The following is a 21,664-nucleotide window of genomic DNA, read 5'->3' as shown; positions in this document are numbered from 1 at the left end:
TAGCCGTTAGCGTAGGCAGGGCGTCGTGAGCTGGATAATAGGCGTTGACGAGGCTGGAAGGGGGAGCCTTGTCGGAGAGCTGATGCTGGCGTGCTTTGCAACCAAGGAGGAGAACCTGGGCCTCCTTAAAGATATGGGCGTGAGGGACAGCAAGCAGTTAACCCCCCACTCGAGGGAGACGCTCTACAGGTCTATAGTGAGGCTTGGCGAGTTCGTTGTAGTTCCAATACCGCCAGCCGAGATAGACAGGGAGAACGTCAACGTGCTTGAGGAGAGGGCTGCGCTCAAAGGATTAAAGGTCCTGCTCAGCAGGCTGAGGCCCGAGCTCGTCAAGGCCATCTATATCGACAAGTTCGGCGAGCTCAGGATCCTTCCTGGGGAGCTTAAGAGGCTTGGCTTCAGGGGAAGGCTCGTAGTGGAGCCTAAGGCTGACGCAAACTATGTAGTAGTCTCAGCGGCGAGCATAATTGCCAAGGTAATAAGGGACCGCAGGATAGAAGTGCTCAGGTCAATGTATGGGGTTGAGGGCAGCGGCTACCCTTCGGACCCGCTGACCGTGAGCTGGGTCATGAAGGTGCTCTCCTCCGGCGCCAGGCCACCAATAATAAGGTACTCCTGGGGCACCTTGAGGGGCACCAACGCTTTTGTTAGGAAAGCTAAAAGCCCTAGGAGGACACTTGAGGACTTCATGGTATAGGGGTGCTGGAGACGAGCGATAAAGTTCAGCAGAGCCTAGAGTCAAGGCCTTCTGGGGCCCTCCTCAAGCTTATGGACGCCTATGGTTATGACGTGCTTGGGTCAAGGGAGTGGCTTGAGGGGGACAGGCTCTACAGGCTGGGCTTCCAGTACGCGGCGGTTGAGATGCTGATAAGGGAGTACTTCCTCGGCGAGGAGACCTTCAAGGGCAAGAAGGCTTACGAGACCGAGTGGAAGGGCAAGAACAAGTCAATAGTGTACGGCAAGGGAGACGTTAATGCTGATGCCGTAATAGTGAGGAAGCCCTCCCCCACTGAGAAGACCGTCCCGTGGAGAGCGCTCCTTGACTACCTGCCTCAGCCCCCACTTCCCCTCTTCGTGATAGACCTCAGCATGAAGTTCCTGCACACGCCCGAGGAACTCTCTAAGCTCAGGCTTCAGCTGGGAGTCACGCTCTCAGTGATAAGGGAGTACCTGTGGGACGCCCACATGTCAATAACGGGAGCTGATGAAGAGACCGCCAAGTGGATAAATGAAGTCATGGGCGTCAACAAGGTGGCCATAGTCAACGCCAGGCCCAGCGAGGTCCTTTGGGGATACGACGCCGACAAGGTCATAATACTGAGGCCTGACGCCTCTACGCCCCTCAAGCCGGACGACGTGATGACCGCTGATGCCTTCCTGATAGGGGGCATCGTGGACAAGATACCGAGGCCTGGCCTCAGCAGAATGCTGGACAGCCTTGTGCCGTGGGGCGTGCCAAGGAGGATAGAGCTCAAGGGCTCTGTAATAGGGGTTCCTGAGAGAATAAACAGGATAGTAGAGGTCCTCCTCAAGAGCCGCTACCTCTACGGCGGCGACATAGAGAAGGCCATAATAACAACTATGAGCAAGAAGGACAGAATAGCTAGGGCCTACAGGGAGATAGTGAAGTACTCCAACGACAAGGGCACAAACAGGGTGAACAATGATCTCTATGAACAGCTGAGGTCATGGCTTCCCCTCACCTATGACGAGTTCCTTGAGGCCGCCAGGCGCGCCCACGTGGAGGTTGTAAACAGCGGCTGAAATGGCGCTCTTTGGCTTTAAAGCGACAAAGGCCTAGGCTTCTGGTTAAAAGATCTTCAGGCCGCCACTACCGTAAGGAAACGCTTATTTACCCCATTCTGGAAACTGTAAGCCTGCCGGCCCGGCCATAGTGGCCTGGCAACACCCGGACTCATCTCGAACCCGGAAGTTAAGCAGGCCACGTTGGAGGGGGCCGTGAGGTCCGAAAGGCCTCGCAGCCCCCTCCAAGCCGGGGCCGGCGCTTCTGAAGATCCTCGGCTTAAACTAGGGCCGAGGCTGACACGTGATAAGGAATTAAAGTTAAGGGTCCACAGGAGGCAGGGTACTGCTACTTGGGGCTTTCAATAAGGGGCCTAGTTAAGAGCTTCGGAAAGCACAGAGTGCTAAACGGCATAGACCTTGATGTCCACGACGGAGAGCTTTTTGTGATACTGGGATACTCCGGGTCAGGAAAGACCACCCTGCTCAGGTGCATAGCAGGCCTTGAGAAGGTCGACTCAGGAAAAATATACATAGATAATATTGATGTCACAAACCTGCCCCCAGGCAGGAGGTCCGTCTCCATGCTCTTCCAGAACTACGTTCTGTACCCTCATAAGACTGTCCTTGAGAACATAATGATGCCCATAGAGGGTGAGCCGGACGCCCGCAAGCGCGCCATTGATATGGCTGAAGAGCTCGGCATAAGGGACCTGCTTGACCGCTACCCCTCGCAGCTCTCCGGAGGGCAGCAGCAGAGGGTCGCCCTGGCCAGGGCCCTGGTCAGAAGGCCCAGGGTGCTCCTCCTGGACGAGCCCCTGAGCAACATAGACGCGCCGCAGAGGATATCAGCAAGAAGGTTCATAAAGGACCTGCAGAGGAGGGAGAAGATAACCACCATATACGTCACGCACGATCAGATAGAAGCCATGGCCGAGGCTGACAGGATGGCGATAATGATGGAGGGAAGGATACTTCAGGTGGGCACGCCAGAGGAGCTATACTACGATCCTGCTAACAAATACGTGGCAGCATTTGTTGGAGACCCGCCCATGGCCATAATTGACGGCTCCGTGCTTGGCCTCAAGGGGACGATAGGCGTTAGGGCTGATGACGTAATCATAGGCCAGGGCCCCTACGAAGGTGTAGTTGACGCTGTGGAGTTCATAATGGGCAGGTACCTAGTCCACATAGAGCTTGGAGACTACGAAGTTAGGGGCTACTCCAACCAGAGGCTAAAGGAAGGCGAAAAGGTCAGGTTTAACATACTTAAGTTTAAGACGTTTGAGGAGTAACCGCGCCCCAACTAATGAACTTCCTTGTCAACTCAGTGCCTTTTAAACTCTCAGCTATCCGTCAAGCTGGGGCCGTTAGCTTGCTGAGGAGCGCCAAGATGCTGTCCCTTACAGCCAAGTTTTACAGGGCCTACCTCATGAAGCGGGAGATAAGCATAGGCTTTATTGCGGCTATGGCAGCCTTCATTCTCAGAGCATACGCCTCAGGCTACCTTGTGCCGCTCTCTATAACTAACCTTGTAAACTACCTTCAGAGGGGTGACGGCCTTGGGCTTAGAAGGGCCCTGTTTATGATGGCACTGGCTGCAGCTATCTATGGGGCCACGGAGTGGCTCTACAGGCCCTTCTGGGTGTCGATAGTTAAGGGTATCTCCGAGATAAAGCTGAGGCTAGTCAATGGCCTCAGGAAGTCCGGTGACCCCTCAGACGTAGTAGGAAGAGTTGCAAATGACGTTGACTTTGTGATGTGGAACGTGGGAGGCATGTATACCACGTTCGTCCCTAACCTGCTTACAGCCGCCACCGCGGCGGTCACTGTGTGGGAGCTGTCGCCCTTCATAGGCGCGCTCACGGTAGCCGCTATGCCCCTCTCCCTGGCCATACTGGAGCCTTACCTTGCTGGGGTCGAGAGGGCCAGAAGCGTTGAGAGGAAGTACTACAGTGACATGATACACAGGATCGAGACCCTGCTGCGGGGCGAGTCGCCTGAGAGCGAGGTCCTGGGCTCTATCACTAAGTGGCAGCACGGCATGGTAAAACAGGTACACTATGACAGGGTGTTCTGGTCGCTCTCGCTGCTCTATGGGTATGGCCTCCCAGCGCTGATGGCATTTGTTGGCGTTCAACAGGTCAGGTCAGGAAGGCTCAGCATCGGGGGCCTAACGGGCATGATTTACGCGCTCTATAACGTGTTCCCACCGCTCATAAATGCCATGTGGGGCCTCTGCATACTTGGGCAGAGCATGGTTCCTATAATGAGGATACTGGAGCTCTCCGGGAAGGGTGGCGTGGCTGAAACTAAAGCATTAGCGGCAAAGTGACGGCATTATCTATGCATCCGCGCAGAGGGAGAGCTTTTATAACCATTCCTTGTACAGAGCCGCTGGTGATGCTATGTGCCAGTAGAGCTGTTAAGCGTTGATGACCTCGTTAAGGTGGCGCAGAAGGCGCTTGAGTGCAGGGTTAAGAGGGTAACGAGGGACGGCAAGGCAAAGATAAAGGTAAGGACCAAGAGGTACCTGTACACCTATAAGGTCGACCCCTCGCAGCTCAATGATGTGCTCTCAAAGCTCAACTGCAAGAAGGTAGTTGACGTAGATCAGGAGATAGCGGAGGCCAAGAAGAGGAGGGCTGAGGAGAGGAGGAAGGCCAAGGAGGAGAAGGCCAAGGCCCAGCAGGCGGCTGCCACACAGGAGGCGCAGCCAGCAGCCGCAGGCGGAACTCAGGAGGCGCAGGCCTCACAGGGACAACAAGTACAGGCTCAGCCTGCCGAGGAGAAGAAGGAAGGTTCTCCCCAGCAGTAATTACATGGAGTTGCCCTGGCCGCCCGCATCCGCTGTTGACTTGCAGGCCCCGGTTGCCATAGCAACTTCCAGGAGCCTCTGAGACACGTATTTGGCTATGTATTTCCTGCTTATCATGCCCAGCAGCGCCACGTGAAGGGGCAGGATAATTGAGGCCCCTGAAGCCCTCGGGTGGCCGCCGCCTCCGAGGCGCCTTGCAATTACCTGGACGTTAGCGCCTCCCCTGCTCCTTAATGAAAGTGAGACCCTCCTAAAGCCCTTCCTCTTAATCAGTGCGGCGGCGTTTGCATGAGCTCTTGAAACGAGCATTGATCCAAGTATGCTGTCTGACGGCAGGTCCGAGTCCCTCACCACAGATGCAATGACGCACCCGTTGCTGCTGGCGGAATAGCTGTTCTTTAGCTCTGCTGACGAGTTTGCCAGTTCCTCCTTCAAGTAGCCTTCAAGTCTGGCCTGAAGCTCGTCATCCCATAAAACTCCGTTGAAGAACTTCTCCACCAGCTTCTCCTTCCACTGGCCATTACGGGTGTCAGGGGGCGATGTTGAGGCCCTGAAGAGCTTAGGGGCCAGGGGGTCGTCCCACCTCCATAGGTCTGCTGCACATACGGCCTTCTCAAGCCTATTCATGAAGTCGTCTACCTCGACGCCATAAAGCTTAGAGGCGTACCTTATGACTACCCCGGCGCCGCACGTGCTCCTGTCAACGAAAAGCCTTGCCCCCAGCTTCTGCACAGCGTTAACGTCCTCCTCGGCCCAGACGTGGTGGTCGTACCACTCCACCTCAAGGTCCTTGACGGCGGCTGACCTAAGCCTGTCTATAGCCCTGGGGGTTGACTGGGAGTTAAAGCCTATGTCCATGAAGGCCACGGTGGTGTGCGGCTCAAGGTAAGGCGTTAGACGGTCTATAACCTGATCAACATTATAGGGCTCTGCGAACAGTACCACAGCGTCCTGCGGCTTAACCCCTACTATCCTGAGGTAAGAGGCCGCGGCGGCCGCGCCGTCTAGGTCATTATGAGTTATTATAACTATCCTCCTGTCAGTCCTCGGCTGTAACTCCATACTTCCTCGCCGCCTTCTGCACCTCGGGTCTGAGCTTATCATAGGTGTCCTCCAGGGCCTGCGAGATGACCTTGGTGCCTCCGACTACTGTTATGTAATTAGCGTCCCCCTTCCACCTGGGCACCACGTGCACGTGTATGTGGCCTGGCACCCCGGCGCCCGCCACGTCCCCTATGTTTATGCCTATGTTGAACCCCTCAGGCCTGTAAACGGCCCTGATAGCCTCGACCGAGGCTTTAAGCAGCAGGCCTATCTCCCTCATCTCATCCTCCGTGAGGTCCTCAACTGAAGCCACGTGCCTGTAGGGAGCTATCATCAGGTGGCCCGTGTTATAGGGGTACTTGTTAAGTATTATGAATGAGTACTTACCCTTGAAGAGGACCAGGGCGCTTCTCTCGTCCGGGTTCCTTGGTGCCTCGCAGAGGAAGCACCCCTCAGACTTTCCAGCTATGGTTGAGATGTAGGTCATTCTCCAGGGAGCCCACAGTATGCTATACCACGACTTGGGCCAGTCCATCTAAGGCACCCTGAACAACGTAAGCTCCAGGACTAGGGCCAGGGGCAGGGCAATTAAAATGAATGTAACGAATGGCATTCCTACCTGCAGGCGAACTTCGCCGCCTCCCTGGCACGCCCTTGATATGGACTCCGAGGGCACCTCCTTAACAGCCGAGGCGCCCTCTGGGAACCACCACCTGACCCTGTGGGCCATGTCACAGGGCACTGACATGCTGAGGCCTCTCGCCCTTAAGCCCAGCTTAGCTGCCGTAACAGCCGTGACAAGAGGCCTTGACGCAAGCTCCATAGTTGCCGCCAAGAGGATCACCAGCAGCGAAGGGGGCATGAGGCTTCCCAGCGGAGGCGCTGGCAGCATTAAAGAGATGGCTAGGGATGCCCAGAGGTCGCCTGCCCCCATGAGGCCCATCGCCACCGAGGCCCCTACGGCTGCAGGCGCCACCAGAGATTCAAGGTAGAACATGGAAAGAAGCCTTAAAGGGTAAATCTTAAGATATATCAGGAACGAGATCACCGCCACGACCTTACCTCCTATATACCATAGGTGCTCTGGCACCGACCTGTACAGGAAGTCAAGCACGGCGGGAGGCAGGGACACAATAGCAGCCAGGGCCCAGGGCAGGAGCGAGAGTGAGAGGGAGGACCACTCCAAAAGGTCACTCCTCCTCAGCGTCGCGTACGCCATACTCTGTTATTGCAAATACGGTCTCGCCCTCCGGCAGGTGAGGCGCGTCGACTATCCTGGCTATCCTCTTGTTGTTCCTGCTCTTCTTGAGCTGAACCCTTATGCCAGGAGCGTGGGCGACTACGTTGCCTCCAACGGCCGCCGTGGGGTCTCCGTAGAACACGTCAGGCCTAGCCATTACCTGGTTAGTGACAACTACAGCCACGTCGTAGACCTCGGCGAGCCTCATGAGCTGGTGTAGGTGCCTGTTGAGCAGCTGCTGCCTTGCGGCCAGGTTCTCCCTCCCTGGGAACTCGGCCCTGAAGTGGCTCGTCAGCGAGTCGACCACCACTAGCCTAATGTTGTCCTTATCTAGCATGTCAAACAGCTGGTCAACTATCGCCATCTGGTGGTGGCTGTTTATAGCCCTTATCCAGTATATATTGTCCATGACCTTGTCAGGGTCGAGGCCGAGGCCTCTGGCCATCTGCTCTATCCTCTCCCACCTGAAAGTTCCCTCGGTGTCTATGTACACGGCCTTTCCGTTGAGGCCTCCCTTGTCCTCAGGCAGCTGGACGTTTACGGAGAGCTGGTGGCAAATCTGAGTCTTGCCGGTGCCGAACTCCCCGAAGAACTCGGTTATCTGCTTAGTCTCTATGCCTCCGCCCAAGAGGTCGTCAAGCGCCTTGCTGCCGGTAGTTATCTTCCTTACGCTCATCCTCTCCTTCTTGAGCTCGAGGGCCGTCTTGAAGTGTATCTCGAGCGCCTGCCTCGCGGAATCCACTATCTTCTGGGCCGTCTGCAGCGGTATTCCTGTGGCCTGAGCTATCTCCTGCGGCGTCGCCACCGCTATGGCCTCGATGGTGGCGTATCCGCTCTCCACAAGCTTCTCTGCAGTGGTAGGCCCCACGCCGGGCAGCTCCGTTATGTCCTTGGGCTTTTTAACTGCCTGACTCGCATTAGCCTCTGACACTTTCGGTCTCCTCGATACTTCTCTAGAAACTAAGCCCTATATTTCCAAGTAAGGCAGCCGCGCCGCTTGAAACTATTATATAGGGAAGCCTTAGTAATACTTCAATGGGGTTTACCCCCAAGCGGAGAGGGCCTTGGGCTACCGGAAGGCCTTTACGCAACGCCAAGGAGATACATAAGGACTGCCGTGAAGGCCCCCAGGGCCGCAGAGCCCGCTATCACCAGCCTCCTGTAGCTCCAGCTGGACGATAGCAGTGAGAGGAAGGCCTTCTCTATCACTCCAGCGGTCAGCGAGAGCAGCGCCAGCTGGGCCGCCACCTTTAAGGTTATTATAGAACGGTTGTAAAGGATTCCGACAGCTATTACAGCTCCAAGGGCGTTCCCGAGGGCGCTTACAAATATTGTAATAGGTAACAGGCTTGGGAAGAGGACGCCTATGGCCTTGGCGACTGAAGTTATTATGAAGAGGAGCACGGCAAACTCCACTATCCTCAGTATCGGGAGCGGCGTCGAGGGAGGCTCTATGTTAGTTGGGCTCAGCTCCTTGAATTTAATCGCTCCAAGAAGGGTTAAAACTAAAGCTATGAGCATGGTCGGGACAGCAACTATGGCTGCGAGCTGCGCCGAGTAAGTTGTGAAGTATATAGCTGCCAGCACCTGTATGAGCGCGAGAGGCACGTTAGAGAGCAATGTATTTAGGGCGAGCGACCTCGAAGCCTCCCGCCTCTCGTTGCTTAGCTGTATAAGGCTGAGCGTCACGGTAGTGCTTGATATGAGGCCGCCTATTATTGTAAACGCCAGGAGCCCCCTCTTAGAGACCCTCAGGGTCACGTACTGGGCGAAGAATATTATGGCAACGACCACCACAGTGAACCAGAACTCGTATGGGTTGAAGATGCCGAGGGGCCCTATGAACTTGTCTGGCAGCAGCGGCAGTATGACTAGTGATATCACCAGGAGGTTCAGGAGCGCCAGCAGCTCCTCGCGCCTAATCCTTGATATAGCATTAAGGAGCTGGGTCTTGTAGAAGCTGAGCACGGCCACGAGCACTGATATTACAGTGCCCTGAAGGTACATGCCCATGCCTACTAATATCCCTGAGGCGAACACGAGGAACATGCTGACGTAAGTAGTCGCTCCAAGGCTTCTCGTGGCCCTGGCCCTCTCCACGTATATTGTGGCCGCTATCACCGTAATAGAAATGAAGGCGACCCCCAGGAGCAGGTAACCGGCCTTCTCATAGAGCAGAGCAAAAACGTAGCCCAACATTGAAGTGAAAATGGAGGTCCTCAGCCCCAGGAATATCCTTGAACCAGTTATCTTTCTATACTCGTTGACGAGGCCGACTATCGCCCCCACCGCCACAGACATCAGCAGAGGCTCCAGCTCTGAGTAAGCCATAGCCACCTACTCTTTCACAGCTTTAGCCTTGCAAGGGCTTTTAAAATGTGAAGGTTACTGCCAGACCACCAGGGGTATGTACATCTCTTCAGGCGTCATTCCGCTGTGGTTGCCCCTGAGCCTCAGGGCAGGGTCGTCATCCCTGTAAGAGTAGTGGTACTTGGAGGCCGGGTCCGTCGCCACGCCCAGGTAGTCACCCAGTATGTTATCAGCTACAAAGCCGTCGACCCTGCCAAGTATGCCGCTCTCTATGACCTCCTGCTTGCTCATCACCTCGAGCTTATACTTGGACTTTAGCATGTCCCTTATGTTCTCCCTGGTCCTGAACCAGACGGCCCTTGAGTCGCCGTAGGGAGGCACCTCAAGCACCTTAAGTAACTCCTCGTCATTGTTAAACACATAGACGTTGTTCACGGTTACTTGACCGTGATCTGACAGCAGCAGGAACGTGTACCTGTCCTTGTACTTCTGGGCGAGCTCGTCCAAGTGCGTCAAGGTGAGCCTGAGCTCCTCAAGTATCAGGTCCCTGTGCTGGCTCCTAAAGCCATAGCCGTGCCCTATGTGGTCAGGGTTATCATAGTACACGTATATGAGGTCGTAGGGCTCACCCTCTAAAGCCTCCCTGAGGGAGGCCACCATCTCAAACGAGTTGGAGTGGGACTTTATCTTAGTTAGGCCCTCCTGAGGCCTGGTGTTCAAGTAGGTCCTGGTGAGCTCCCCGCTGGCGGCGCCGCTTGACATGAGCGCCAACACCTTGGCTGAGCTCTCAGCAAGCCATGGCTTGACGGGAAACGCCCTCTGAAGCGGCATATAATCTATGGTACCAGACCCGCTCTCAGCCATATACGAGTACTTTATTCCGTTTATCACGCCGCCGAGCCTTTTATTGAAGACCGTGTAGCCCACTAGACCGTGCTCGCCCGGCGACTGGGCCGTCATTAAGGTGCTCAAGGCCGCGGCAGTTGTTGATGGGAACACCGTAGTAGCCCTAGTTACAGAGCCTGACACCTTGACTCCCGACTCCACGAAGAGGTCCCAGCTGAGCGCGTCAAGGTATATAAGTACCAGCCTCCTGCCAGTTATCTCAAAGCTCTTGCCTATACACTGCCTTTTGACACCAAAGAACTCCGCAAGGCCACATGAGACGGAGTACAGGTTGCTCTCAGTAGTATAATCTGGCCACACGAAGTCCTGCTTCTCCTCCATACTTGCCTCCCAGCGTCTTGGCCCACAGCAAGGCTTTAACTTCTATGTATTAATCTTAACAGTGGAGGCCTCAGTTGTCCTTATTGTTACCTTGAAGCTGCCTTAGTTCCTTGAGTATGACGCTGCGCACAAGCTTAGGGTCAACGGCGTAGCCCCTCCTCATCTTGAGCGCTGAGCCAACCAGGTAGTCGAGGGCCTCCTCCCTGCCACTTAGGTAGTCTTTAACCGCTTTCTTCTCCTTAGACAGGACGGCTGTGATTACCTCGCTTAGGTCGCTCAGCCTGGGAGGCAGCAGCCTCTCAATGGGTGTCTCAGGGTTTGCAGCCAGCTGCGGCAACGCGTTATACTTAATCTCATCGTAGGTGTATTCGCCCCGACTGATGAGCTCGGCTAGAGCGGCTATGGTCTCTGGCGAAGGCCATGAGCTGTCCTCGTGCGGGTCCACACCCTGCTTCTTCATGAGGCCCTTGAGGTCAACAGCTATCATTCTGGCTACTATAAGCGGATCCGCTCCCTTCTCCACGGCGCTCAAGTAAACCGAGAGGGCCGGCCTGTAGAGCACTATGCTCCACGCCTGCCTTCTGGGCACTCCATGGGCCGTTATGACATCCATGAATTTGGCGGGGTCCCTGAGCGTCAGCGGCCTGGCCTCCTCTATGAGCTCCTTCATGGGCACCGGAGGTATGTCTGGGTCTGGGAAGTACAGGTACTCCTCCTCAGTCTCCTTAGCCCTCTGTGGCTTAGTGACCTTTCTAACGGGGTCCCAGCCCCTCGTCTCCCTCTCTACACGGCCTCCCTGGGAGACGAGCTTGCTCTCCCTGAACAGCTCATACCTTATGGCCCTCTCCAGGTCAAGGGTGCTCCCTATGTTCTTAATCTCCACCCTCTCGCCGCCCTCAACGCTGACGTTTGCGTCGACCCTGAAGGCTCCGTCAAGGCGCGGGTTAGTGGCGCCTATGTACTCCATGATGAGCAGCAGGTACTCCACGAACCTTCTTGCATCCCTGGGGCTCCTCAGCTCCGGCTCCGTGACGACCTCCACTAGGGGTACCCCACTCCTGTTGTAGTCTATATAGGCGTTCTCGCTCGACGTTATCGTGCCATCGTACTCAGTCCTGCCGGGGTCCTCCTCTACGTTTATCCTCCTTATTGTGACCTCGCGCCACCCGTCAGCGTCAGGGTCGTAGTACCTAGCCCTGCCCCTAAGACATATGGGGGCGCCGCCACCGCCCTGGTACTGCGTTATCTGGTAGTTCTTGGGCAGGTCTGGGTAGAAGTAGTGCTTCCTCGTGAATATCATCGCTGGCGGCATCTCACAGTTCATGAGCATGGAGAGGGCTGTGGCGAACCTGAGCGGCTGCCTCCTTGGCACAGGTAAAGCGCCTGGGAGGCCCATGCACACTGGGCACACGTTACTGTTCGGCGCCATGCCCCTGTAATTTGACCTGCAGTCGCAGAACAGCTTGGTCCCGGCCTCGGTGAGCTGTAAGTGTATTTCAAGGCCTATCTTGAAGGGCAGGTAGCTCATGCCATCACACCCCCGAGCCCTGTAACGCTTTCAACGAGCTCGCCCAGGGCTACCAGCTTGGCCTCCTCAAGAGGGCCTCCCATGAACTGCACACCAACAGGCAGATCACTGTAGAAGCCTGCAGGCATGGCAAGGGAGGGGACTCCGGCCAGGTTAGCAATTACCGTGTAGACGTCAAGGGCGTACAGCTTGAGCGGGTCCGTTATCCTTTCGCCTATCCTGGGCGGCAGCGTTGGGCTCACGGAGCCCGCAACTACGCAGTTCCTGGTAAGTCTTAGGACCTCGTCCCTCAACAGCCTTCTGCCCTTGGCCGCTGCCACGTAGAACTCGTCGCGGTAGCCCTCGCTCAGGGCCATAACTCCCAGCACTATCCTCCTCTTGACCTCCCTGCCGAAGCCCCTGGCACGGGTGGCGGTTACCGTCTCCGTGTAGTTGGGCCTCAGCTCAGCGAAGGGGTAAAGCTTGCCGTCATACCTGGCCAGGTTGCTCGCGGCCTCGGCCAAGGCTATTGTATAGTATATGGGCAGCGCGTCGGCAGCTGAGGGAAGAGACACGTCGTAGTTTACCTCGACGCCCTCGGACTGCAGCCTGTCAAGGAGTTTAATTATGGTTCCTCTCACGGGGGCGTCCGAGCCGTCTATCATCTCATGGGGAACGCATATGCGAAAGTCCTTGGGGTTCGGCGAAGGCGTAGAGCTTAAGCTGATCCTGTCAATAGTTAAGCTGGTAGCGTCGCGAGGGTCGTGACCTGCTATCACTTCGAGGAGCAACGCGACGTCCCTCACGGACCTGGCCATAGGGCTTATCTGCTCCAGGCTGTTGGCATACGGTATGAGGCCGTACCTGCTCACGAGGCCATACGTCGGCTTAAGCCCCACCGTGCCAGTGTAAGCAGCGGGGAGCCTGACGGAGCCTCCTGTGTCACTTCCCAGGGCCAGGTCGGCGCCGCCATAGGCCAGCGCCGCGGCGGAGCCGCCACTGCTTCCCCCTGGCACCCTGTCTAGATCCCAGGGGTTACGCGTTGGCCAGAAGCCGCTGAGCTCCGTGGTGCTGCCCATCGCGAACTCGTCCATGTTGGTCTTTCCTATTATTATGGCCCCCGCTTCCAGGAGCCTCTCAACAACGGTTGCATTAAATGGCGGCACGTACCCCGAGAGGATCCTTGAGCCTGCAGTGGTCGGCGCGAAGCTTGTTGATATGTTGTCTTTAACTGCAACAACTAAGCCTGCAAGTGGGAGCTTGCGGCCCTCCCTGAGCTCCCTCTCAACTTCCTTCGCCCTTTTGATCACCACATCCCTGTCAAGCAGGGTTATGAAGCCCTTGACTTTTGGCTCCCACCTCTCAATAGCTTCATATACCTCCATAACGTGCTCCTCCGGCGTCTTAGAACCCGAGAGCACCTCTGAGAGCACAGAAGCGGCGGTCCTTGCCTTCATCGTTACCCGCCCCTCCACGGCACCCTGACCATGCCATCCTTAAGGCGATCCTCAGGAAGCCACGTTATTGTGATGCGCCTCTCGGCCACCTGCTGAGGCGGCGACAGCGTCTCGTCCCAAACATTATAGAGAGGCTCCACCCTGAAGTCCCTGTACTTCGAAACCCTTGAAAGCAGCGACCTGATGTTACTTACATCAACGCAGAGCTGTTGAAGTTCATCCTCCTCAAAGGAAAGCCTGGAGAGCCTCAGAAGCCGCAGAAGCTCCTCAAGCTCCTCCCTCGAACATTCCCCAAAGGGAACCTGCACCCCCGCACAACTCAAAGATAAGGGCGTTTTATTCTTTTCTTTCAGGACGCGAACGCCCTTCTGTTCTCAAGGCTCCTTAGGGCGTTCAGGCCCATCATGGCCTCGAGCAGATCTATCGTCTGCGCCACTATCCTCCTGGCGCCGTCAAATATTGGGTAGCACTCGTTGGCACAGCCAGAGGCCCTGGCCTTTGAGTAGAGCTCCGCCACCCACACGGCCTCCCTGTGAAGGGACTCATACATGAGGAGTATCTGCTCCTGCGAGAGCGTGTTTATGAGGTCTATGGAGCTGAGGACGCTCAGCTTCACCTTGTCAAAGAGCTGCCTTATCTCGGGGGTCAGCTGGCCGTTATAGTCAAGGAGCCACTGGGCTATTGAGACGACTTGGTCAGCTATGCGCTCAAGGCTTTTGACCATCGTGTAGAGGTTTATAGCTTCGGCCAGCGCGTTCATGCCAAGCTCCTTGGGGCTCATCAGGCCCTGGAGCGCGAGGTTCAGCTGCTTGAATATATAGAGGTAGAGCTTATCTACTATATCGTCGCGCCTTATTATTGCGTCAAGGAGGTCCCTCTGCTTTAAGCCCTCAATCACGTCCGAGAGGTCAGTTATCATGGACTTCACTACCCTTATCATGTTCTCCACTGCAGTGTGAGCCGATATGGAGGTGAGGTCCACCACCGTCTTCAAGGTTAGCTGATCGTTGGACTCCTCCAGCAGCTCAAGGCCTATAGTCTTGGTTCTCACGAAGTTAGCTATTCTTTCAGCGGCCTCGGCCATCTGGGTGTCGAACTTTATATTTATGGTGTCGTAGCCCGCCAGGTAAGCTGATATTATCTGCATGGATAGCACCGCGTCGCTCAGGTTAGGCCTCAGCACTACTTCAGTAGCCCTCTCAACGCTCCTTGAGGCGGAGTTCGGCGACCTAAGCCTTATCCACCCCTCTGGGTTTAGTTCGAGGAGAACCTCTGAGCCCTTGTCTATATTGAGCACCTTAGCCCACTCTTTAGGAAGAGAGACTATATAGGTCGAGCCGCCAGTTATCTGAACCTTCCTCTTGACAATGAAGGAGCTGGCCTCCCCTTCCTCGTCCTGTCCCTGCAACTCTTAGCCCCTATATAACTTATATGCCTAAACGAAGGGTTAAATATAGTACCTGAGGCCATTGGACAAGTAGATCTGAAAAGCGCGCCCTCTGCGCTTTTAAAGGTGACGCAGTATGGTCTCGCTGCTCGGGCTGCTTAACTATATAGGCATAGTGAGCTTCTCAGCCTCTGGCGCCCTTAAGGGCGTCAGGAAGGGCCTGGACATATTTGGCGTCGCGGTGCTTGGGCTCGTAACCAGTTATGCTGGCGGAATAATAGCCGAGGTCCTCCTAGGCATGGTGCCTCCGCTCGTGCTTAAGGACCCCCTCGACCTGTTAATGTCGATAGCGGTCTCCATAGGCGTCTTCTACTTCTGGAGGGCGTTGCAGAGGCCCTCAACTGCAAAGGCCCTCTTCGTCGCCGACGCAATAGGCCTCGCGGACTTTGCCGTCTTTGGAGCCTACTTGGCCACCTCAAGGGGGTTGAACGTAGTGGCCGTTGCCATAATTGCGACCTTGGTGGGCACGGGCGGTGGAGCGCTCAGGGACGTGCTGGTAGGGGAGATCCCTATGGTGCTCAGGAGGGAGATCTACGCCACCGCCGCTGCCGCTGGAGGCGTTGTCTACTACCTTGCGCAGGAGCTCTCCAAGGTATATGCCTCGGCCTTTGGGCTTGTGACCGTGCTGGCCTTAAGGCTTGTCTCCTACGAGCTCGGCCTTGAGCTTCCCAGGGCTAACCAGGCTCAGGCTGTATGACGCTTCCCTCCACGGCCCTCGCTGAGTGAACCCCCTCAACCCTGACAGCATCTATGTACTGTAGCCTCGGGTAGCTTCCCCTTATCATAACCATGAGCGGGTAGCTGCCAACCTGCCTTGCGTAGCAGTAGCCCAGCTCGCACTCCTCGACCCAGAGGCTCTTCATGATGGTGCCCTTCGGCGCTACCCAGGACAGCTCCGTCCTGTCAAAGACGTGCCTCACGAAGTAAGTGAAGGACTTGGCCTCGGCCTCAAGCTTTCTGCTTATCCCCCACCTCATGTTGTAGACCCTCGTGGTGGGCAGCGCGAGTATCTTCCTCACGTTGACCCTCCTGACGAGCAGCTTCCTTCTCAGGATCTCCTCGAGGAACTCCCTGTTAAGCCTGTAGCTCTCCCTCCTCTCGCCGGGCAGGCCCAGGATGAAGTTTATTCCTGGAAGCAGCTCAGGAAGCCCGTTGTAACCCCTTGAGGCCCCTACCTTGTTTATTATCTCTATGGCCTTCAAGGCCTCATCAGCGGTCACCTTTAAGTTATTGATCTTAACTACCTGAGGATCAACGCTCTCGACGCCCAGGGCCGCCACGTCCCCAGGCGTGTGGTACTTAACTATTACCTTGAGGGCCTCAGTCGACTCCTCCGGGTACCTGGCTATGGTGCCCGGGTTAACGTTGTCTATGTGAAGTACCTCAAGGTTAGGGGCCTCCGTATGAATACCATGAAAGAGCCTCTCGAGCTCCTGCGGCGAGGGCCTCGGCCACTCCTCAGAGCCCAGCTGGCTTGAGTTGTAGACCAGTATGTCTGCCTGCCTCCCCAGCCTGAAGTTCCTGACGCCAACCTCGTAAAGCGCTCTTATCTCCTTAACTATTGCCATGGGGTCCCTGGCTATTGGCCTGCCCCTGAGGGGCTCAACGCAGAAGGAGCAGCCGCCGCTGACCCACCTGGCGCAGCCCCTGTAGGTCTCTATCTCTGCTATGAGGTTCTTGCCGAAGTTGGGGTGAAACCTTACTATGCTAGCGCCGAGGACCGCGAACCTGTTAACCTTGCTATAGTCCTCCCTGATAGCCCTCGGCGACGCGGCCTCCTCACCGTACTTAACAAGGTCGTAGACGTACTCCTCCGGGTCGCCCGTGACGAGAACGTCAAAGCCGTGAGCCTTAAAGAACGAGGGAGGGTAGCCCGCTGAGCCGCCCTCGGGCCCCATGCCCCACCTCGCGGCTGGGCCCACCAGGACCTTGAGCGGGCCCTCAAGCGACGAGGCTATGGAGGTCAGCTCCTCGGCCGTTGCAGGCCTACCGCCTATGTACTTTCCTGGAACTACAACGCCGGCTATGAATATTATGGCCTCATAAAGCCTCAGCAGCTGAGCCGGGTTGGGCCTCTGCCTCAGCTCATCAATTGTTATATAGTGAACCTTGGCAGCCTTATCGACGTCAAACACGGCCCCAGCTATGTATCTGGCATACACGTCTATGTATGGAGGCACTCCCAGGCCTCCTGGCTCGTCGTTGTAACCATCTACTATCAGCAGTTTCCTCGGCCTCACGACTCGCTGGCCTCTCTGCCTGCGCAAAAGCCGAACCTTTTGAAGGCTTTTAGTTAAAACCTACGGCGTCGGGAACCCTGAGCCCCTCAGCACCGCTAAGTCGGGTAAGTTCTCCTCATCCGCCACCCTTAACGGGGACCCAGGGCCTTATTTACACTTAGCCCACCAGACTATCATTCTTAGCCTTAAAATAATCTGTTTTAACTGCCTTCTCTGGGTGAAAGTCGTTGATAAGGCTTCAGAGCGGCGGTGACGAGGCAGTCATACATGAAAAAGGCGCCTACCTGGCAGCTCTCAGGCACCGTGGGAGGGCTGTAATAACGGAGGGAGATCCCTCCACACCAACAAAGGCAGGCATGGCCTTCCTTGCGCCGTTCGCCAATAGGGTCAAGGGCGCAACTTACGTCTTTGACGGAATTATATACAGCCTGCCCCGCAACAGCGAAGGAAACGCCATTCATGGCCTGCTTCTCGACAGGGAGTTCAAGGTTGTCAACTCATCTGCGGACTCCGTGACGCTTGAGACTGTGCTCTCTCACCCAGGCTACCCCTCACAGCTCAACGTACAGGTCACGTATTCCATTAGCGAGGGCCTCCTGACGGCCGAGGCCGTGATCAGGAACCTAGGACCCAGGAGGGCGCCCTTAGTCGTGGGTTGGCACCCCTACTTCGCCGTCGGCAGCCTGCCGTGGAGGGTAGAGGCGGAGGCCTTCAGGTGCGAGGCCGTTGATAAGATACCAACGGGGAAGCTCTACTATTACGAGTTTGGCGATGACGGAGAGTATGATGACTGCTTCCTCGTTCCCTCAGGCCTAGTCAAGCTCATAGTCAATGGTAGGGAGGCCGTCAGGGTAGTAAGCGACAGTATGAAGTATTTCCAGATATACACTGGAATTAAGGGCTCCGTGGCCATAGAGCCCATGAGTGGGGCCCCTGACGCCTACCATAATCGCATGGGCCTCGCCATCATTGAGCCCTCACAATCGGTTAGAGTCGGCTTCAAAGCATACTACGGTTAGCCGTAGCCCTCCTCATACCTTAGCCCGCCGCGGTCCGCCTCTGAGATGACCCTCAGCTCCTCCTCGCTGAGAGGGGGTATCACACCGACCCTGTCAGGCACTGCTATTCTCATTGATGCGGACTTCAGGACGTCGTCCACAGTGAAGCCATACAACAGGGACCTGAGCACGGGCCCCTCTCGGGTGAACTCTATGAGGGCCCTGTTAGTGCACAGGTAAAGCGGCAGCCCTCTCCTGAGCCTCTCCTCGCCGCTCCCCGTGACGAAGTCAACCCTATGAACCAGCACCCTGGGCTCATGCCTTGCCCACACGACTATTTTCCTCACCAGTGGGAACAAATACGCGGCCGCCGCGCCCCCTGGGAGCTTCACCTTGGGCCTCTCGTAGCTGCCTATGGCCGTCAAGTTTATGTTCCCGCTCTCGTCCACCTGGGCCGCGCCAAAGAACATCAGGTCCATCCTACCCTTGGCAGCTATGTCAAAGGAGTCTATAGTGGTGAAGAACCCCACTGGGTCGGGCTCCATGGAGGGGTCGCCGGTGGAAGGCCTCACCGCAACCCTCGCGGGGTCAGGCATGAAAGACTCGCCTACGCTGTGCCATACGAAGTCCCTCTTAAGGTACCTGGCAGCATATACCATGGCAAGAGCTGGAAGTATGCTGTCCAGGCCGTGATATACGTAGTCGCCATCACGTATAAAGCTCGCCATACATTTTATCATAAGGTCCGTCGGCCTACTCGACATCATTGCCACCTCCTCAACAGGTTGTCCCTGATCCAATTCGCTGCTAACCCCTGTTTGGCAGCCTTGTAGTAGGCCTCTATGGCTCCGTAATCAGGCTCGTAGAGCCCATAGACTCCCGTGGGCCACGCACCCTCAGGGGCCCTGACCACGGCTGAGACGTACAGCGAGGTCGCTGAGAGCGTCAGGCCCAGGTCCCTGGTCAGCTTTCTAAGCTCCTCGCTGCCGACCACCTTCTCAGCAGATAGTATAACCATCTTGGCAGCCCTTATCTTCAGCTCGTCCTCAAACCGCGGTCCCATTATCATCGCATTGCCGTACTCGTCACTCACGTGAACGTGAATCAACGCGACGTCGGGCTCTATGGACCTTACCGCGACTAGCTTCTCCCCAGTAAATGGGTCCTCTATGACCTTCCACGTGCCAGCTGCTTCATGTATTTTGAGCAGGTCAGAGCCCACGACGCCCCTTGTGGGCATGAATGGGACTCCCTGAGCGCCGGCCCTGAGGCCGGCTATTACAGCCCCGCAGGTGTCTTCCAGGTAGCTTATGGCGCCCTCCTCAGCTTTTCTCCTCACAGTAGGCGCCAGGCCGTAATGCTCAAAAGTTGCCATAGCGGCCCTAACCCTGTTAACAGCGCCTGAGGCTACCATAATGTCGAGGCCAAGACCTGGCTCCCTGTCAACGAACGAGAGGTTCTTTACGCCAGCCCTTATTATTGCGGATATTAATGCCATTGGGTTTCTAAAGAACGTCATGCCGCTTATAGTAACCTCATCGTTGTCTCTCACTAGGCCAGCTGCCTCACTTAGGCTGGTAAGCTTTACTGATGGCATAAGCCCCACAGATATTTTGTTAATAGCTCCACATTTTTAACCTTAAAATGCAGAACGTATGGTCCCTATCAAGCTTAAAAATATGCTCACCGGCGTGCGACGCGGGGGCCAGCGTGCTAAAGGACAGCTTCATTTCCCAGGTATACGACAGGGCTAACAGCCTACTAGGCCAGAAAATCAGAGTGTGCGGCTGGGTCGACAACATAAGGGACCTGGGCGGCGTCAGGTTTGTGCTGCTCAGGGACAGGAGCGGCGTCCTTCAGGTCGTTATAAAGAAAGGCGTGACCCCCGAGACTGCCATAGAAACCTCTAAGGAGCTTGTCAAGGAAACCGTGGCCTGCTTTGAGGGCACCCTTGTTGAAAGCAAGAGCAAGCTGAAGTACGAGCTTCAGGCCTCAGGCATTCAGGTCCTCTCAAAGCCTGTGGAGCCCATACCCCTTGAACCGGCCACGAGCACCGAGGCCCAGCTCAACGTGAGGCTTGACTACAGGTGGCTTGACGTCAGGAACCTTAAGGTGTCGGCCATCTTCCAGTTTGAATCATGGGTCGCCAACAAGTTCAGGGAGTTCTTCAGGCAGAACGGCTTCGTCGAGGTGTTCACGCCTAAGATAGTGGCTGCCGGCACCGAGGGCGGAGCCGAGGTCTTCCCTGTGATATACTTTGGCAGGGAGGCTTACCTGGCCCAGAGCCCCCAGTTCTATAAGCAGATGGCGGTCATAGCAGGCCTTGAGAGGGTCTTCGAGGTGGGCCCCGTCTTCAGGGCCGAGGCCCACCACACCGTGAAGCACTTAACGGAGTTTCACGGGCTTGACATAGAGATGGGCTTCATAGAGGGGCCGGAGGATGTAATGAACATGCTTGAGTCCTTCTTCAGGTACCTCGCTAAGGAGGCCGAGATTGACGACTCCATTGAGACTGTCCGCAACTACTTCGACCTGGCGCTCAGGGTGCCGTCCAAGGTACCCCGTATAACCATAAGGGAGGCGTACGAGGTCCTCAAAGAGAGGTACAACCACCAGCTGCCCTACATGGAGGACCTTGACCCCCAGGCGGAGCGCGAGCTCGGCGACTATGCCCTTAAGGAGTACGACAGCGACTTCATCTTCGTCACCGAGTACCCGTGGAAGGTCAGGCCCTTCTACACGATGAGGAAGCCCCAGGAGCCGGAGTGGACGCTGGGCTTCGACCTCCTCTTCAGGGGCCTTGAGATAGCCACCGGCAGCCAGAGGGAGCACAGGTATGACCAGCTGCTCGCGAACCTCAGGGACAAGGGCTTGAACCCTGAGAGGTTCCAGTTCTACTTGAACTTCTTCAAGTACGGGGCGCCTCCGCACGGCGGGGCGGGCCTTGGGCTGGAGAGGATAGTTAAACAGTTCCTTAACCTTGATAACGTGAGGGAGGCCAGGCTGCTCCCAAGGGACCCAGAGAGGCTAACGCCCTGATGCCGTCCTTTGTTGGCATAGACTTGGCGGCCAGCCCGAAAGGGGTAACGGGGCTGGCCGTTGTGAGGGGCCGAAGCATCTCCACTAAAAGCGTTCACACCGATGAGGAGATTTTGAACTTAGTAGTGACGGCGTCCCCCGAAGTTGTGGCCCTGGACTCGCCGCTTAGCCTTGGAAAAGGACCCTTTAGGGACTTTGAGCTGGCAGCCATGTCAAAGGGCTTTAGGCTGCTCCCCTTAACGATGCGATCTATGAGGTTGCTTGCCATCAGGGGCATGAGAATAGCCCATACCTTATCTAGTCTTGGTATTAAAGTTATAGAGACCCACCCCGCCAGCGCGGTTAAGTCAAGCGGCTGCGCTGATGTGCGTGACGTTATAAGAAGCCTTGACCTTGAGGCGCTTCCGGGATCCATGTCTAACAGGCACGAGGTGGACGCCGCGGTGGCGGCCCTTGTTGCTATGTGCTACTCGGCTCAGACCTACTATAGCTTCAAAGGACTTGAGGGGGAGCTAGTCCTGTTGCCTGAGGGGCTCTGCAAAGGAACGTGCGATGCTGTAAGGCCTAAGCTTTAACTCTTTAAAGCGATAACAA

The 21,664-nt window shown here is 56.1% G+C and carries 22 protein-coding genes and 1 rRNA gene; 10 read left to right on the top strand and 13 right to left on the bottom strand.

Features of this window, described 5'->3' with window-relative positions:
• Window positions 1-25: 25 nt before the first annotated feature.
• The 6 genes from rnhB to ASAC_RS02430 all read left to right on the top strand — a co-directional run bounded on the left by rnhB (window position 26) and on the right by ASAC_RS02430 (window position 4,561).
• Window positions 26-697 (top strand): ribonuclease HII, encoded by a 672-nt coding sequence (gene rnhB / locus ASAC_RS02455; protein WP_013266397.1) that lies wholly within the window; start codon window positions 26-28, stop codon window positions 695-697.
• Between the two features lie 2 nt (window positions 698-699).
• The gene (locus ASAC_RS02450; RefSeq protein WP_013266396.1) at window positions 700-1,764 is read left to right on the top strand and encodes a tRNA (guanine-N1)-methyltransferase; all 1,065 of its coding nucleotides are present in this window, start codon (window positions 700-702) and stop codon (window positions 1,762-1,764) included.
• Between the two features lie 117 nt (window positions 1,765-1,881).
• Window positions 1,882-2,003, top strand: a 5S ribosomal RNA gene (rrf, locus tag ASAC_RS02445).
• A 93-nt stretch (window positions 2,004-2,096) separates the two neighbouring features.
• Window positions 2,097-3,038 carry an ABC transporter ATP-binding protein gene (locus tag ASAC_RS02440; RefSeq protein ID WP_013266395.1) on the top strand — a complete coding sequence of 314 codons (942 nt, stop codon included), beginning with the start codon at window positions 2,097-2,099 and terminating at the stop codon, window positions 3,036-3,038.
• An 80-nt stretch (window positions 3,039-3,118) separates the two neighbouring features.
• The gene (locus ASAC_RS02435) at window positions 3,119-4,078 is read left to right on the top strand and encodes an ABC transporter ATP-binding protein (RefSeq protein WP_202965459.1); all 960 of its coding nucleotides are present in this window, start codon (window positions 3,119-3,121) and stop codon (window positions 4,076-4,078) included.
• Window positions 4,079-4,153: 75 nt separating this feature from the next.
• Entirely contained in the window at window positions 4,154-4,561 is a 408-nt protein-coding gene (locus ASAC_RS02430) for a hypothetical protein (RefSeq protein WP_013266393.1), read from the top strand.
• Here ASAC_RS02430 and ASAC_RS02425 read toward each other — a convergent pair whose 3' ends face one another.
• From ASAC_RS02425 to ASAC_RS02380, 10 genes are all read right to left on the bottom strand, one after another.
• Window positions 4,562-5,623, bottom strand: a complete 1,062-nt coding sequence (locus ASAC_RS02425) for a DHH family phosphoesterase (protein ID WP_013266392.1) — start codon at window positions 5,621-5,623, stop codon at window positions 4,562-4,564.
• Window positions 5,601-6,140, bottom strand: a complete 540-nt coding sequence (locus tag ASAC_RS02420; protein ID WP_013266391.1) for an HIT family protein — start codon at window positions 6,138-6,140, stop codon at window positions 5,601-5,603. Before ASAC_RS02420 ends, ASAC_RS02425 begins: the two co-directional genes overlap by 23 nt.
• Window positions 6,141-6,791, bottom strand: coding sequence for a hypothetical protein (locus ASAC_RS02415; RefSeq protein ID WP_013266390.1), 651 nt, complete (start codon window positions 6,789-6,791; stop codon window positions 6,141-6,143).
• 4 nt (window positions 6,792-6,795) lie between these two features.
• Window positions 6,796-7,776: a DNA repair and recombination protein RadA gene (gene radA, locus ASAC_RS02410; protein WP_013266389.1), complete on the bottom strand. Its 981-nt coding sequence runs from the start codon at window positions 7,774-7,776 to the stop codon at window positions 6,796-6,798.
• Between the two features lie 152 nt (window positions 7,777-7,928).
• Window positions 7,929-9,176, bottom strand: a complete 1,248-nt coding sequence (locus ASAC_RS02405; RefSeq protein WP_148217112.1) for an MgtC/SapB family protein — start codon at window positions 9,174-9,176, stop codon at window positions 7,929-7,931.
• Window positions 9,177-9,230: 54 nt separating this feature from the next.
• On the bottom strand, window positions 9,231-10,382 hold the full coding sequence (locus ASAC_RS02400) for an alkaline phosphatase family protein (RefSeq protein WP_013266387.1): 1,152 nt from the start codon (window positions 10,380-10,382) through the stop codon (window positions 9,231-9,233).
• Between the two features lie 70 nt (window positions 10,383-10,452).
• Window positions 10,453-11,910, bottom strand: a complete 1,458-nt coding sequence (gene gatB, locus ASAC_RS02395) for an Asp-tRNA(Asn)/Glu-tRNA(Gln) amidotransferase subunit GatB (protein ID WP_013266386.1) — start codon at window positions 11,908-11,910, stop codon at window positions 10,453-10,455.
• A complete protein-coding gene (gene gatA / locus ASAC_RS02390; RefSeq protein ID WP_013266385.1) occupies window positions 11,907-13,346 on the bottom strand; it encodes an Asp-tRNA(Asn)/Glu-tRNA(Gln) amidotransferase subunit GatA in 1,440 nt (479 codons plus the stop codon). Before gatA ends, gatB begins: the two co-directional genes overlap by 4 nt.
• 2 nt (window positions 13,347-13,348) lie before the next feature.
• The gene (locus tag ASAC_RS02385; protein WP_013266384.1) at window positions 13,349-13,654 is read right to left on the bottom strand and encodes a hypothetical protein; all 306 of its coding nucleotides are present in this window, start codon (window positions 13,652-13,654) and stop codon (window positions 13,349-13,351) included.
• 41 nt (window positions 13,655-13,695) lie between these two features.
• The gene (locus ASAC_RS02380; RefSeq protein WP_013266383.1) at window positions 13,696-14,754 is read right to left on the bottom strand and encodes a phosphate signaling complex PhoU family protein; all 1,059 of its coding nucleotides are present in this window, start codon (window positions 14,752-14,754) and stop codon (window positions 13,696-13,698) included.
• Between the two features lie 115 nt (window positions 14,755-14,869).
• Here ASAC_RS02380 and ASAC_RS02375 point away from each other — a divergent pair, with 115 nt between their 5' ends.
• Complete coding sequence (locus tag ASAC_RS02375) at window positions 14,870-15,490, top strand: trimeric intracellular cation channel family protein (RefSeq protein ID WP_013266382.1); 621 nt, start codon at window positions 14,870-14,872, stop codon at window positions 15,488-15,490.
• On the opposite strand, the gene ASAC_RS02370 is transcribed toward ASAC_RS02375, so the two are convergent.
• The gene (locus tag ASAC_RS02370) at window positions 15,468-17,033 is read right to left on the bottom strand and encodes a radical SAM protein (RefSeq protein ID WP_013266381.1); all 1,566 of its coding nucleotides are present in this window, start codon (window positions 17,031-17,033) and stop codon (window positions 15,468-15,470) included. The genes ASAC_RS02375 and ASAC_RS02370 overlap by 23 nt on opposite strands.
• Before the next feature lie 227 nt (window positions 17,034-17,260).
• On the opposite strand from ASAC_RS02370, the gene ASAC_RS02365 reads away from it, so the two are divergent.
• The gene (locus ASAC_RS02365) at window positions 17,261-18,052 is read left to right on the top strand and encodes an aldose 1-epimerase (RefSeq protein ID WP_013266380.1); all 792 of its coding nucleotides are present in this window, start codon (window positions 17,261-17,263) and stop codon (window positions 18,050-18,052) included.
• Here ASAC_RS02365 and ASAC_RS02360 read toward each other — a convergent pair.
• Both ASAC_RS02360 and ASAC_RS02355 read right to left on the bottom strand, forming a co-directional pair.
• On the bottom strand, window positions 18,049-18,795 hold the full coding sequence (locus ASAC_RS02360) for a CoA-transferase subunit beta (protein WP_148217111.1): 747 nt from the start codon (window positions 18,793-18,795) through the stop codon (window positions 18,049-18,051). The genes ASAC_RS02365 and ASAC_RS02360 overlap by 4 nt on opposite strands.
• Window positions 18,795-19,628 carry a CoA transferase subunit A gene (locus tag ASAC_RS02355; RefSeq protein ID WP_048812955.1) on the bottom strand — a complete coding sequence of 278 codons (834 nt, stop codon included), beginning with the start codon at window positions 19,626-19,628 and terminating at the stop codon, window positions 18,795-18,797. The genes ASAC_RS02360 and ASAC_RS02355 overlap by 1 nt, the downstream gene beginning before the upstream one ends.
• 113 nt (window positions 19,629-19,741) lie before the next feature.
• Here ASAC_RS02355 and aspS point away from each other — a divergent pair, with 113 nt between their 5' ends.
• Together aspS and ASAC_RS02345 are read left to right on the top strand one after the other, a co-directional pair.
• Window positions 19,742-21,070, top strand: a complete 1,329-nt coding sequence (gene aspS / locus ASAC_RS02350; RefSeq protein WP_048812954.1) for an aspartate--tRNA(Asn) ligase — start codon at window positions 19,742-19,744, stop codon at window positions 21,068-21,070.
• On the top strand, window positions 21,070-21,645 hold the full coding sequence (locus ASAC_RS02345) for a DUF429 domain-containing protein (protein ID WP_013266376.1): 576 nt from the start codon (window positions 21,070-21,072) through the stop codon (window positions 21,643-21,645). Before aspS ends, ASAC_RS02345 begins: the two co-directional genes overlap by 1 nt.
• The last annotated feature ends 19 nt before the right edge of the window (window positions 21,646-21,664 follow it).

It is taken from the genome of Acidilobus saccharovorans 345-15 (assembly GCF_000144915.1).
In the GTDB taxonomy this organism is placed as follows: domain Archaea; phylum Thermoproteota; class Thermoprotei_A; order Sulfolobales; family Acidilobaceae; genus Acidilobus; species Acidilobus saccharovorans.
The sequence above is the reverse complement of the archived record's forward strand: the minus strand, read 5'-3'. Positions and strand labels throughout refer to the sequence as shown.